General features: G+C 43.0%; 9 protein-coding genes. 1 reads left to right on the top strand and 8 read right to left on the bottom strand.

The annotated features are described in order from the left end of the window. Positions 1 to 145: 145 nt before the first annotated feature. Positions 146 to 748 carry a CDP-alcohol phosphatidyltransferase family protein gene (locus tag RCZ04_RS11830; protein ID WP_460486242.1) on the top strand — a complete coding sequence of 201 codons (603 nt, stop codon included), beginning with the start codon at positions 146 to 148 and terminating at the stop codon, positions 746 to 748. Between the two features lie 27 nt (positions 749 to 775). On the opposite strand, the gene RCZ04_RS11825 is transcribed toward RCZ04_RS11830, so the two are convergent. From RCZ04_RS11825 to RCZ04_RS11790, 8 genes are all read right to left on the bottom strand, one after another. Continuing rightward, the gene (locus tag RCZ04_RS11825) at positions 776 to 1,708 is read right to left on the bottom strand and encodes a peptidylprolyl isomerase (RefSeq protein ID WP_460486241.1); all 933 of its coding nucleotides are present in this window, start codon (positions 1,706 to 1,708) and stop codon (positions 776 to 778) included. A gap of 190 nt (positions 1,709 to 1,898) precedes the next feature. Further along, complete coding sequence (locus RCZ04_RS11820) at positions 1,899 to 2,645, bottom strand: leucine-rich repeat domain-containing protein (protein WP_460486240.1); 747 nt, start codon at positions 2,643 to 2,645, stop codon at positions 1,899 to 1,901. Positions 2,646 to 2,749: 104 nt separating this feature from the next. Then, positions 2,750 to 4,750: an excinuclease ABC subunit UvrB gene (uvrB, locus tag RCZ04_RS11815; protein WP_460486239.1), complete on the bottom strand. Its 2,001-nt coding sequence runs from the start codon at positions 4,748 to 4,750 to the stop codon at positions 2,750 to 2,752. Positions 4,751 to 5,254: 504 nt separating this feature from the next. After that, positions 5,255 to 6,535, bottom strand: a complete 1,281-nt coding sequence (locus tag RCZ04_RS11810; protein WP_460486238.1) for a replication-associated recombination protein A — start codon at positions 6,533 to 6,535, stop codon at positions 5,255 to 5,257. A 35-nt stretch (positions 6,536 to 6,570) separates the two neighbouring features. Further along, on the bottom strand, positions 6,571 to 7,821 hold the full coding sequence (locus RCZ04_RS11805; RefSeq protein WP_460486237.1) for a type IX secretion system plug protein: 1,251 nt from the start codon (positions 7,819 to 7,821) through the stop codon (positions 6,571 to 6,573). Next, positions 7,818 to 8,720 (bottom strand): hypothetical protein, encoded by a 903-nt coding sequence (locus RCZ04_RS11800; protein WP_460486236.1) that lies wholly within the window; start codon positions 8,718 to 8,720, stop codon positions 7,818 to 7,820. The genes RCZ04_RS11805 and RCZ04_RS11800 overlap by 4 nt, the downstream gene beginning before the upstream one ends. 129 nt (positions 8,721 to 8,849) lie before the next feature. After that, complete coding sequence (locus tag RCZ04_RS11795) at positions 8,850 to 10,919, bottom strand: peptide MFS transporter (RefSeq protein WP_460486235.1); 2,070 nt, start codon at positions 10,917 to 10,919, stop codon at positions 8,850 to 8,852. 51 nt (positions 10,920 to 10,970) lie between these two features. Continuing rightward, positions 10,971 to 12,935: a putative porin gene (locus tag RCZ04_RS11790; RefSeq protein ID WP_460486234.1), complete on the bottom strand. Its 1,965-nt coding sequence runs from the start codon at positions 12,933 to 12,935 to the stop codon at positions 10,971 to 10,973. Positions 12,936 to 13,489 lie beyond the last annotated feature (554 nt).

Genomic DNA, 13,489 nt, shown 5'->3' with positions numbered 1-13,489 from the left:
ATTGTTAGTGTTATATTTTTGAGAGTTCCGTAGCCTTCTAAAACAATTTTCTTTTCTTTCAACTAACTAATAACTGTTAGATACACTTTCCTTGCCTACATATTAAAAAAATATTGTACTTTTGTCTTTCTAAAAACTCTTTGATATGAAAATACCTTACTTACTAATAGCTTTTCGCTTTCTGTTAGCCCCCACTATTGTGTTTTTCGCTTATTGCATTCAGGAATCAACTGCAAGACTATGGATTGTAATCTTCATCATTCTCGGCTTGCTTTCCGATGTTTTCGACGGCATTATTGCAAGACAAATGGGAGTTAGCACAGTAAAAATGCGCAGAATAGACAGCCAAACTGATTTAGTTTTTTGGCTATCTATAGGAATAGCGTGTTATCACCTCAACCCTGAACTCATAAAGGCATATCGGTATGAAGTAATCGCAATTTTTGTAATGGAAGGCTTATGCTATGCCATTAGTTTCATAAAATTTGGTAAAGAAACCTGTACCCACGCTTTTCTTTCCAAACTATGGGGCTTATGCTTGCTTACTGCTTTTATTTCTCTCATTGGCTTTAGCCACGGAGGATTCCCTTTACAATTAGCGGTCTATTGGGGTCTTTTCTCTCAATTAGATGTAATACTCATATTGTTATTCCTTCCCAAATGGCAAAACGATATCCCCAGTGCTTACCACGCCTACTTGATTAGAAAAGGCAAAAACTTTAAGAAGAGTAAATGGCTTAATAGCTAATTACTCTTCTCTTTATAAAAATAAGGTTTATCCTACCGATACTAATTCTACATCAAAAATAAGAGGAGCATTAGGTGGTATTACGCCTCCTGCACCACGACTGCCATAGGCGAGTTCCGATGGAATTACCAACCGCGCTTTATCTCCTTCGTGAAGGAGTAAAATCCCTTCGTCCCAACCTTCAATTACTTGTCCCACACCCACAGTAAACTGTAGTGGTTCTTTCCTGCGATGAGAACTATCAAACACGGTCTTGTCAAGCAACATACCCGTATAGTGTACGGCTACTTTTTGCCCTGCTTCTGCTTTTTTACCATTGCCCTTGTGGGTAATTTGGTAATATAAACCACTATTAGTTTTCTCAAAGCCTACTACTTCCTTAGCAAAGGCTTCTTCGGCTTTACGCTTTTCCTCCGCTAACCGGATGGCTTTGGCTTCATTAAAATCATTAAAGGCTTTTAAGGCGTCCCATTTTTCTGCCTCCTCCCCTACTCTCACTATTTCTACTTTCTCAATCTTATCTCCTTGTGCAATCGCATCCACTACGTCTTGCCCTTCCACAACTTCTCCAAACACCGTGTGCTTGTTGTCCAACCAAGGGGTAGCTACGTGCGTAATGAAAAACTGACTCCCATTCGTACCTGGTACTGCATTCGCCATCGAAATAACTCCCGGTTTGTTGTGCTTGAGCTCTGCGTGAAATTCATCGTCAAAACGATAACCAGGGTCTCCTGTTCCAGTTCCTAAGGGGCAACCTCCTTGTATCATAAAGTTCGGAATCACTCGGTGAAAAGTAAGCCCATCGTAATAAGGCGTACCAAGTGGTTTTTGTGAGTTCTTCATTTTCCCTTCTGCAAGGGCTACAAAATTCCCTACCGTAGCAGGTGTTTTCTCATAAGTAAGACGAAGTAAAATAACTCCTTTCGCAGTAGTTATCTTTGCATAAATACCATTTTGCATTTCTTTTATTATTTAATATTTTAGGGTGCAAAACTACACCAAAATTCCTAAATCACCAAATCACCACTACATTGCGCTCCTACTTCTTCCCAATAGTTAGAGCAATCAGACTCTCCAATACAAATAGAAAACAAAAAGTAGAGACAAAAACATTCGTCTCTACTTTATTAAGATTATTATAGAAAAGATTCTATTCCTCTTCCGAAATTTCTTTGTCGTAGTGATTATTGAGATTTAATTTAGGATCATTTTTATAAGCACTTAATCTTCCTTTAGGAACGTATATGTGGGCTATTTTATTGGTTACATTGTTGAAAACAGGGAATTCTGTTGCTGGAGGATTTGCTCCTTTAAAAATAGCCGAAGTGAGTTTATCACAAGCATAGAAGGCAAAAACACCTATCCTTTGTATATTTTTAGGGACAGTAAACGAAACAATTACTTTATTGGAATGAAAAGCACCATTTCCAATAGCTTGTAGGCTCTCTGGAAAATTGAGAATAGGAATTTGACATTCATAAAAAGCATTATCATCAATAGTAATAAGTCCTTCAGAAAACTGAACAGAAGTAAGTGAGGAAGCACTAAAAGCAGCTACCCCAATTACTTGTACCCCTTTGGGAATAACAATACTTTTGAGTTTAGTTTCAAAAAAAGCTATGTTATCAATATTTGTCAGTCCTTCAGGCAGTGTAATACTTCCTAAGTTTTTGTGCTGATAAAAAGCCCCTTTACCTATGACTTTTACATTTTTAAGTACCGCATCAGCTTGCATATTGAGCACTGCTGTATTCTCGTTTTTCCATTTTACTAAAGTAAGTCCATCAGCACTTAATTCATAATCAGAAGCAGGAATAGTGATAACATCATCATTCCCCTTGTCTTTTTTACAAGCAAAGAGTGTAAAAACAGAAAGAAGTAATAAAAATTTCCTCATTGTATTATTAGTTTTTAATTATTCGTGGCAAAGATACAAAACATTTTTCAATTGACAAAATTTTATTCGTCAGTTTTTAATCCCTCAGTCATTAGTCCTATACGCTACTCATTTCCTAATTCTTCCAATCGTTTGAGCTCATCTCGGTACTGGGCAGCTTTTACGAAATCCAACTCTTTGGCGGCTGCCTCCATTAGTTTGCGGGTTTCTTTCATTTTCTTCTCCAACTCTTTGGCTGATAGATATACCGATTGCGCTTCGGCAGCCGTACGTTCCTTGAATGAAGGGTCGTAGTGAAATTCAGTTATTGGACTCTTGCTGAGGCTGTTCTCTATCTTCTTGTGTAGCGGCTGAGGCGTGATGTTATGTGCCTTGTTGTAGTTCATTTGCTTTTCGCGGCGGTAATTGGTATCGTCAATGGTGCGCTGCATACTCTCAGTAATCTTGTCGGCGTACATAATCGCTTTGCCATTCACATTGCGCGCTGCCCGTCCTACAGTTTGCGTAAGCGAACGAGTGGAACGCAAAAAGCCTTCTTTATCAGCGTCAAGAATGGCAACCAGCGACACTTCAGGCAAGTCTAATCCCTCGCGGAGGAGGTTTACCCCTATGAGCACATCAAAGAGTCCTTTGCGCAAATCTTGCATAATCTCCACACGCTCAAGGGTATCCACATCGCTGTGAATATAGCGACAGCGAATGCCTATGCGGGTGAGGTACTTGGTGAGCTCTTCAGCCATTCGTTTGGTGAGGGTCGTAACGAGGATACGCTCGTCTTTTTCAGTGCGGATTTGTATTTCTTCTACCAAATCATCAATCTGGTTGGCACTGGGACGCACTTCTATTTCAGGGTCGAGCAATCCGGTAGGGCGTATCACTTGTTCCACGTACACCCCTTGCGTTTGTTGCAATTCGTAATCGGCGGGGGTAGCGCTCACGTAAATCACTTGGTTTTGCAAGGCTTCAAACTCTTCAAACTTCAGTGGACGGTTGTCCATCGCAGCAGGCAAGCGAAAGCCGTATTCCACCAGGTTTTCCTTCCTACTACGGTCGCCACCGTACATTGCGTGCACTTGAGAGACAGTCACGTGGCTCTCATCAATTACCATCAAGAAATCATCGGGGAAGTAGTCTATCAAACAGAAGGGTCGCGTACCTGGTTCTCTGCCGTCCAAATAGCGCGAATAATTCTCAATACCCGAGCAGTAGCCCAATTCGCATATCATCTCGAGGTCAAACTCGGTGCGCTCTTTGAGTCGTTTGGCTTCTAAGGGTTTGCCCGAAGCCTCGAAAAACTCTACTTGCTTCGTCAAATCTTGCTGTATATTCCATATCGCCTTTTGGAGGATATCGGGCGAGGTAACGAACATATTTGCAGGGTAAATATTCAGACTCTCGTAGCGGTCTAACACGTGATTGGTAGTAGGGTCAAACTGTTCAATTTCTTCAATTTCATCGCCAAAGAAGTGAATGCGAAAAGCGTTGTCGTCGTACCCTGGGAAAACGTCCAGCACATCGCCTTTGATGCGGAAGTTGCCGTGTCGAAAATCGGCAGTGGTGCGCGCGTAGAGGCTCTGTACCAAGCGGTGCATCAGTTTGGTGCGTGGCAATACATCGCCCTGCTTGAGGCTAATCACATTCTTCTGAAATTCTATAGGGTTACCAATACCGTACAAGCAAGATACTGAGGCTACTACCAATACATCGCGCCTACCCGAGAGCAAAGCTGAAGTAGTGCTGAGGCGGAGTTTTTCAATTTCTTCGTTGATAGAGAGGTCTTTTTCAATGTAAGTACCTGTAGAAGGAATATAGGCTTCCGGCTGATAATAATCGTAGTACGACACGAAGTATTCCACGGCATTGTTGGGGAAGAACGCCTTAAATTCAGAATACAATTGGGCAGCCAGCGTTTTGTTATGTGCCAGCACAAGAGTAGGTCGCTGAATGCGTTCCACCACATTAGCAATCGTAAAGGTCTTGCCCGAACCCGTAACACCCAATAACACTTGGTATTTATCGTCGCGTTCGATGCCTTTTACAAGCTGGTCAATCGCCTGAGGTTGGTCGCCCGTAGGGGCAAAATCGGAAACTATATTGAATTTCATTTGTCCAATAATAAATGAGGGTGCAAAGATAGTGAAGAATACTGAAAAGTGAAAATCTATTTCAAGCACATAGCTCAAAGAACCCTAATAACAATATCTAAATTCAGCTATTCAAAGTAAATAGAAAGAGGTTTTGCCGCATTACTCTTATTATTCGTCACTCGCCATTCATTCCTTACCCATCGTACTACGACCTTTTTCTTTCGCCTCGAAACCCTATTTTTGGTATTATCGGCATTATTCTATTATGTTATGAATCAACTCCTTATATACCCTTTGTATAACAATCGTCCAAGATTCGTATAAGGTTCGTATAAGCTTTGTATAAGCTAAGTGTACCCTTCCAATAACTTTTTCTCACTAAAACACCTCTGAAACACATTACGAAACTCTTCGTTTTCTTACAAAACTCCTACGCTGGTTTTTTCAGAGATTCTCCGAAAACTTTAAGTTTCTGCGACTAATTCTCTTCTCCTTTTGTTAATTCCCTAATTCGTGATTTTTTTAATAGCCATAGCGTTCGCCCCACAACTTCTTCAAATAGTCGCGCAGGGCGTTTTCACGGGGGTTGTCGGAGGGTTCATAGAAGGTTTCGCCTTGTAGCTCGTCGGGGAGGTAGTCTTGAAAGGCAAAATTATGGGGGTAATCGTGGGCGTATTGGTAATCCTTGCCGTAACCGAGTTCTTTCATCAGTTTGGTAGGAGCGTTGCGCAAGTGGATAGGCACGCTCAGGTCGCCAGTTTGCTTGACTACTTGTTGGGCTCTGTTAATTGCCATATAAGAAGCGTTGCTCTTAGGCGAAGAAGCGAGATATATTGCACACTGGCTCAATATAATACGCGCTTCGGGGTAACCTATGGTGGTTACCGCTTGGAAGGTGTTGTTGGCGAGAATCATAGCGGTGGGGTTAGCATTACCTATATCTTCAGAAGCGAGAATGAGCATACGGCGCGCAATGAACTTCACGTCTTCACCGCCTTCAATCATTCGCGCCAACCAATACACGGCACCATTGGGGTCGCTACCACGTATAGATTTGATGAAAGCGGAAATAATATCGTAATGCTGTTCGCCAGTTTTGTCGTATAGCACGGTGTTTTTCTGCACGAGATGGAGCACACTGTCATTGGTAATCACAACCGGTTCACCGTCAGGAGTCGCATTGACAATGAGTTCAAAAGTATTCAATAACTTGCGACCATCACCCCCGGAGAGTCGGAGGAGGGCTTCGGTTTCTCGGAGTTCAATTTTCTTATTTTTGAGGATAGCATCTTGGGTAATGGCATTGTGGAGGAGTTGCTCTAAGTCTTTGCGTTCAAAGGCTTTGAGGATATACACTTGGCAACGCGAGAGCAGGGCGGGAATCACCTCAAAACTCGGGTTCTCAGTAGTAGCCCCGATGAGGGTAATCCAACCTTTTTCCACCGCTTGTAGCAGGGAATCTTGTTGAGTTTTGTTAAAACGGTGAATCTCATCGATGAAGACAATAGGGTTTTGAGTCGTGAAGAGTCCGCCACTTTGTTTGCTTTGGTCGATGACCTCACGCACTTCTTTGATACCCGAACTAATCGCGCTCAGCGTGTAGAAAGCGCGGTTGCTCTGGTGAGCGATGATGTTCGCCAGTGTAGTTTTGCCTGTACCAGGAGGGCCCCAAAAGATGAGCGACGGCAAGAGTCCGCGTTCAATCTGTTGGCGCAAAGCCCCTTGAGCACCTACTAAGTGCTCTTGTCCCACGTATTGAGCGAGCGAAGTGGGACGCATACGTTCTGCTAAAGGAGAATTCATATTTTCAATTGATAATTGACAATTGACAATTGTTATTAGTTAGTGATATTTGCGGCAGAGGCGGAACCGATGCCTACGACCTCATCGTAAAGGGCACCAGGGGCGCGGTAGTACACGAGTACGAGGTAGGTGTTTTCAGTTTGATAGAAATTACCGCTGATTTCATTGAAATTAACTGTGCGACCGTCTTTGGTAGCAAACTTGTAGTTGTAAAATCCTTGTTTGAGGAGCACTTTGCCTTTAAAGAGTCCGTCGCTTTCGTCATAAGTGAGTTTGTACTCGTCGCGGAGTTCGTAGTTAGAGAACTTGCCGTACACATACACCTCTTTATTCCAAAAATTAGATTTGCCTTCTAAGGCGAAATGCACCTGAGTGTAATCCGCTTCATTGGCAGGGTTGATGCCGTTGACAGTCGTTACTAAGAAATCGCCGTTGATGTCGGGGTAATAGGTGTAGACGCTATTGGCGCGGGGCACATTGGGGAAGAGATAGCTATTCACCCATTTGCTGCGGTCGATGCGCGAGATACCCGATGCAGGCACGCGTATGTCCTTGCTATCGAAATAGAAAAACTCATTGCCTCCCCAGAAAGCCGTTTCGCGGTCGTATCGATACACGAGGTCATTGCCCATCACGTACTGAGGTTTGACCCCCGTAATGGCCGTGTCCCAACGGAAGTTCTGCAAGACAGCCACTTTCACCGCTACATTGGGGTTGTCCAACCTAAAATCCTTCTGCTTAATACTGAACTGCACTACTTGCTGACTGTCAAAAAACTGCAAGTCGCGAGCGCGCTTCACCTCAGCGAGTACATTCACTTGAGGGCTGTACATTACAAAGCGGCGCGAGAAGAGCTCCGTGCCATAACTATCGGTGATAGAGAGCATATAGTTGCCCGTGAGCGTGAGTTGGGTGAGCTCATTGGGGAAGGAGAGGCGATAGTGTGAATAGTTTTGCAGGGTGCCGTATGAATTGCTCTCAGGCTGTACCGGTTGGTTGTCCATCCCTTTGAGGTACTCGCTTTTGAGCAGCTGAGAGGGCGACCAATCGGCGTTGCAATGGGTGATTTTATAGTAATACGTTTCCTCATTGCCCCCGAGGTCGTCGAACTGCAAGGTGAAACGCTCATTACGGCGTACAATAGGGAATTGATTTTTGTCGTTGCCATCCGCTTTGAAGATAATCGTTTTGATATACTCAGGCGGGGTTTTCTCCTGCAAAGGCTGAGCTTGCGACAGGTAACAGGTAACAGGTAAGAGGTAACAGATAATCGGTAATATTCTCATTTTTTCTTTCTATCTTTTAGGATTAATTCAAGGAAAGGCAATTCGCCGCGGAGTTCTTTATCTTGATATCGCAAAAACCATTCTTTTTGGTCAGCGTATTCTTCAGAGACTTTTTTCAGGAGTTCGCCTTCATTTCGTTCGGGGTATGCTTCTTCACTTTGAGTTTTCATTCGTATAAAGGTTTTGCCTTTGGTGGTGTAATCGGGGTAGATGTATTCTATATCTTCTGTTTTATCGCTTTTATCGCCTATCCATTTCATCTTGTATAAGCCTGATTTTCCTCCAAAACCTTCTTCTACCCCTCGTATGAGTTTTTCTTTGGGATAAAAAGTAGCATTAGCAAACTCATAAGGAGTAGAGAAGTTTTCAGTTTCGGGGTTGAATAGATAGATATAGATAATACTGGCACCATAAGCCCCTGTAGTCCACCAATCGATATTAAAGTCGTTGATACCATCGCCATTGGCATCGAAGATAGAATCGTGAACAGCAAACAAAAAGTCGTCAATATACGAGAGTTTCTTTCTAAAAGTGCGGTTTTCTTCTATTTTATAAACTTCAACTAATGTTTCTATATAGTCATAGTCGATATGAACCACTGCATAAGGTTGGTTGTTAAAGAACTTACCTGCTTTAACGGTGGTTTTGGTTATACTGTCAGTGTACTGCCAATTTTCTTCTCCTTTGTAAAGAGAATCAACTTTTTGTAGGGCATCTTTTACAAAAATAGCAAATTGAGGGTCTACGTATTCATCTTGTTTCTCTGAATTGAGATTTGTGGTGGTTTTAATGCCATCTTGCAGAATGGTAATGCCTTGTTCTTCTTGTTTATCGGTTGTAGGATTAGATTGACAAGCTAATAAACAAAATAGAATACATCCATAAAGAAACTTTTTCATATCAATCGCTTGATTACCTTTTAAAACTGTACATTAGAACTTCTTATTGGTGTAGTTTACATTCATTACGATATTTAGATTACTCAATTACTATACCAAACTAATTTTCTCTATAAACTTATCTTTCATCTATTTCACTCCGTGCATCAATTTCTTTACAAACGGATTGATGAGGATAATCAGTACCCCCGCCACCGCAGGTACTACGGTAAAGATAAGGAAGAAAGTGGTAAGGCTGTACTCTTTGGTGATGTTTTCTATTTGTCCGCCTACTACGGCTGCCAATTTATGCCCAATGGCTACTGCCAAATACCACACGCCAAACATAAAGGCAATCATTCTGCCAGGTACGAGTTTGGACACGTACGAAAGTCCTACAGGCGACAAACACAACTCACCCATAGTGAGAAGCATATAAGCAAACACGAGCCATAACATACTCACTTTTACTCCGTGGGTAACCTCATAAGAACCTAAGGCGAGCAGACCAAAACCTACGGAAAGCATCAAGAGCCCTATGCCGTACTTCATCGCTGCTGGCGGATTGTACTTGCTACCCCACCAACGAGAGAACAAGCCTGCTAAGGCAATGATAAAGAATGAGTTCAAGATAGAGAACCACGATACAGTCGCTTCTACCCAGTTGTCGCGTTCGTCCTGTACTTGGGCTACAATCAAGCCGTTATCGGCGTTGAGTTCCCTGCCGCGCTGTTTTGCCCATTGTTCTTTTTCAGCATCTACATAGCCAAAGGAAGTGTTCTTGTTGTTCTTGTTGAGGAGTTTGATTTCTTGACCTACGTTCAAATGCGCGTCTGTAACCCCTATGATGGTAGTGCGATCTACGATTTTTAAGTCGGGGCGATCATTGCGGTTTTCTTCAGTAATAGGAATATAAGTAGCGTGCCCCTCCTTATCTACTTGTTCGTAAGCTTTATAAGTTACGCCATAAGCGGTAGTTTTGAAATCGCGGTTGAGCATCCACGAAGCGATGCCCCATACCAAGGTAAAGCACACGAAAAGCACAATTACCGCAGGAAATATCTTTTTGTAGGTTTTCTTTACCAACAAGAACAATACATAAGTGATGAGCAGTAGCGGAATGACCGTAAGCAGTGCGTTGAACACATTGTAAGTTACTGCCCAATTGCCGTGCAGTTCGCGTTCCACGTGGTCGCGAGCAAAAATCACTAAGGACGAAGCCCCTTGTTCAAACGACAGCCAAAAGAACACTACAAAGAAAGCAAAAATCACCACTGTGAGCATACGGTCGCGCACCACCGTAGTGTAACGCATTATGCGACTGCCTATCAAGTAGAAGAAAGCGATCAATCCTACAATCACCATCACGTATTGTCCTTTGAGATTGGCAGTGGATGCCCACGCAAAGAGGTCGATGCCCCATATTTTTGATAGCGGGTCGTTCAGCGCATAGCCAATTCCGATAATTGCTGAAAGGGCAATTAAAATCTTATCTAAGGTAGTAAAAGGATTGAGTTTTTCCTCTTCCTTGTTCTCACTCACTTGTTGCTCATTATCTGTGGACTGTGGCCTATTGCCTATGGCCTTTTTCCTATCCCCTATTGAACCAAATAGCGGTTTGGCAAACCAAAATTGGATAGTTCCTAAGAGCATAAAGATTCCTGCCAAGCCAAAGCCCCAGCTCCAGCCCACGCGTTCAGCCAAGTAACCGCAAAGCATCATTCCAAAGAACGCGCCTGAATTGACCCCCATATAGAAAATGGTATAAGCCGCATCTTTCTTTTCAGGTAAATCCTTGTACATTTCCGAAACGAACGACACCATATTAGGTTTGAAAAATCCCGTACCTATGACCAAGAAAGCCAACCCTAAGTATAGCGAAAATTCCGTTTCAAAAGCCATCGACACGTGTCCTAAGGTGATAATCACTGCCCCTATGATCACTGCCCAGCGGTAACCTGTAATCTTATCGGCTACCATACCGCCGAGGATAGGAGTGAGATACAAGAGCATCACGTAAGTGCCGAAAAGTGCTCCCGCGTTCTCAGTGCTCCACGCCCAACCAGGGTTGTAGCCTATGAGCGTCATCGTGAGGAAGTTGATGAGCAGCACTCGCATTCCGTAGAAAGAAAAGCGCTCCCACATCTCAGTGAAAAACAAAACGAATAACCCCGCAGGGTGTCCTAATACCTGTGTGTCGAAAATCGTCTTTTTTGTCATAAATACTTGTTGTCTATTACCTATGGCCTAATGCCTGTGGCCTAATGCCTATTAACTAAAAATGTCCCATTGAAGCCCTAGCCTGATGATAAAATCTCTATACGGCTGGCGTGGAGCCGAATAGTAGTTGTACGGATTGCCTAAGTTCAACCAATTGCGCACGGGCACTTGCCATTGTTCTAAGGAAAAGAAGATGCGCATTGTTCGCACTTTAGCGTTCAAGAAAAAGTCGAACATCGGGAAGTTACCTGTTTTTTCGGCGGTTTGTACCGCAAAATCCCCTAAGAGCGGATTGTACTGATTGGAATAATATTTAGTGAAGTAGTTGAAGCCTATTCCCGTTTGCAAGTACATCGCCTTGTTGAACAAGTGTGAAGCAAAATAAAAGCTGTTGCGAGTTACAAAGGTAGGCACATTCAAGATATTACTATCCTGCACCACTTGTTGGTAGAGCATAGTGTTATCCAGTCCCCATTTGCCAAATTTAAACTCTTTTTGCACTTTCAGTTGCAAGTACTGAATGTTGCCACTGTACTGTTCAGGGCGCACTTGTCCTAAGGTTTCTTCTTGAAAATACGTGTAGTCGTTTAGGTTTGTAAGGCTCAATGAGGCATTCCCCCACTGGGTTTTCAAATCGCCATAGAGAGTTTGCGTATTTTGCTTTTTAAAGGAAGAATAGTTATCCCAATTGAACTGCTTGTAGTCACTTTGGTACAACAAATAGTTGAAATTAGGCATAGCCGAATGTAGTTCAGCCCCAGCGGTGATACTGTTTTTCTCATCAAACGCATAAGCGAGTTTCCCGCTGAGTTTAGTGCCCGTCATTTTGCCTACAAACGTTTGTTCGCCTTCAGCTTCTATACTGAAACCGCCTACTTTCTTGCGCCATTGTACCCCCAAACTCAGGTCGGTATCCTTGATTTGTCGGCGTTGCAAAACACCCGAGATAAAATAAGCATTGTTAAAGTAATAATTGTAGAAATACGCATTTCCAAAGAGGAAGGTTCTGCCCAAGTACGGCAATTCGAGTTCAACCCCTAAACGATTAGTCATCCGTTGTAGGCGAGCTTTGTCGTGCAGATTTTGAGGTACGTAGGCTTCACCGAAATAACTATTGCTCTGTGTCTCGTTATAAGTGTAATGCTCTGTTTCATAGCTAAACAAGTGACGAAAACGCAACTGCTTGTAGGAAACTAACGAATCGCGATTGCGCAAGAAAGCATAGTCGTGTTGTAGGAAATACCGCTTGCTCTCGCGCACGTTTTCCGCATAGAGCAATTGCACATCAATGGTCGCACGGTTCTTGAACTGCTGTTCGCCTCCTTCAAATTGCTCAGGGGTTACGATGCCCCCATTCTCCTGACTGGTGATGTCGTGAGAGGCAAAGTGCGCAAAGGCAGTGTACTTTTTGTTAGGCGATACGTACGAAAAGCCCGCCCTAAAATTGCCATTGCTCACCAAAATGCGCTGGTATTTACCCAAAGAGCGTAACCCTTTATAGGCGATGAAGATATTGAGATTCGGCTGTAAGTTTATTGAAAAAAGAGTATTCAAAAACTGCCCCTGCTCCATACCGCTCTTGTAAGTGAACTCGGTAAGTGGTGTAGGCAGATGGTAATAAGTAACCTCTTCGGGGGTAAGATAGAGTTGCTTTTTGGCTTCTGCCCCCATTGAAGGTACATAATCCTGATGGCGAAAGTCGTAAGCCATAGTGTTATACGGCTGTCCCATATTCGAGAAAGGCATTTTGCCAAACATATCCTTACCCCACTCGTTGTTCAGGTAGTACTTTTGGATTGTAAGCGAAGTATCCACCGATGTTGTATCGCGGGTGTAAGTAATAATTTTATAGTCGTTTGCCGTGAAAGTAATGCTGTCTTTCTTCTTTTTAGGGCGTAATGATTTAAAGGTTACGCCCCCCTCTTGCGAGTTGCTCGCAGGCTCGTCTTCTTGTGCCCAGCTTAGCAGAGGAAATAGTAACCCCATAAAGAAATATATAGTTTTTTTCAGTGCCATTCGTTTCTATTTTGGGGCAAAGATAGAAAAATAATTACGAATGACGAAATACCAATAACAAATTACTTAATTAAAGCCCCTTAAATTCATCTGTAAACTGAATTGAAAATCAAAAAATCATACACTATTTCTTCGTCTTACCTTCGCCTTAGGTTCGCCTTAGGTTCGCTTTAGCTTCGCTCTAGAGCCGATGTAGAGCCACTCATCGTTCGTTCATCGTTCGTCATTCCTTCGTCTTTGAGTCGCTACAGTTCCCCCTTCGGAGGGGGATAGGGGGAGGTTATCTTCGTTCATTCTTTGTCTATCCGCCTGTCGTGCTACGACTGCCCGTGCGGATCGCACCAGATAAGGCTTGTATTTCAAACAAATATATGTCGCTACAGTTCCCCCTCAAGGAGGAAGTCTGCGAGAGCAGAGTATGTGAATAGGGGGAGGTTGTCATATCCTGAAATAGGTTTACACAAAAAACAGGAAAATATATGACAGGGCGAAGAAAAGTAATAGTTCGGTACAGTGATTGCTTTAAGTTAAGTATCGTAGAAGAAATTGAGAAA

The organism is Capnocytophaga sp. HP1101 (assembly GCF_054772415.1).
Note: the sequence above shows the minus strand (reverse complement) of the source record. Positions and strands in the feature narration are given on the sequence as shown.

What these genes read in the sequence shown, in the direction of transcription:
- RCZ04_RS11830 (WP_460486242.1), top strand. Translation starts at nt 146, where the DNA reads ATGAAAATACCTTACTTACTAATAGCTTTTCGCTTTCTGTTAGCCCCC.
- RCZ04_RS11825 (WP_460486241.1), bottom strand. Translation starts at nt 1,708, where the DNA reads ATGCAAAATGGTATTTATGCAAAGATAACTACTGCGAAAGGAGTTATT.
- RCZ04_RS11820 (WP_460486240.1), bottom strand. Translation starts at nt 2,645, where the DNA reads ATGAGGAAATTTTTATTACTTCTTTCTGTTTTTACACTCTTTGCTTGT.
- uvrB (WP_460486239.1), bottom strand. Translation starts at nt 4,750, where the DNA reads ATGAAATTCAATATAGTTTCCGATTTTGCCCCTACGGGCGACCAACCT.
- RCZ04_RS11810 (WP_460486238.1), bottom strand. Translation starts at nt 6,535, where the DNA reads ATGAATTCTCCTTTAGCAGAACGTATGCGTCCCACTTCGCTCGCTCAA.
- RCZ04_RS11805 (WP_460486237.1), bottom strand. Translation starts at nt 7,821, where the DNA reads ATGAGAATATTACCGATTATCTGTTACCTCTTACCTGTTACCTGTTAC.
- RCZ04_RS11800 (WP_460486236.1), bottom strand. Translation starts at nt 8,720, where the DNA reads ATGAAAAAGTTTCTTTATGGATGTATTCTATTTTGTTTATTAGCTTGT.
- RCZ04_RS11795 (WP_460486235.1), bottom strand. Translation starts at nt 10,919, where the DNA reads ATGACAAAAAAGACGATTTTCGACACACAGGTATTAGGACACCCTGCG.
- RCZ04_RS11790 (WP_460486234.1), bottom strand. Translation starts at nt 12,935, where the DNA reads ATGGCACTGAAAAAAACTATATATTTCTTTATGGGGTTACTATTTCCT.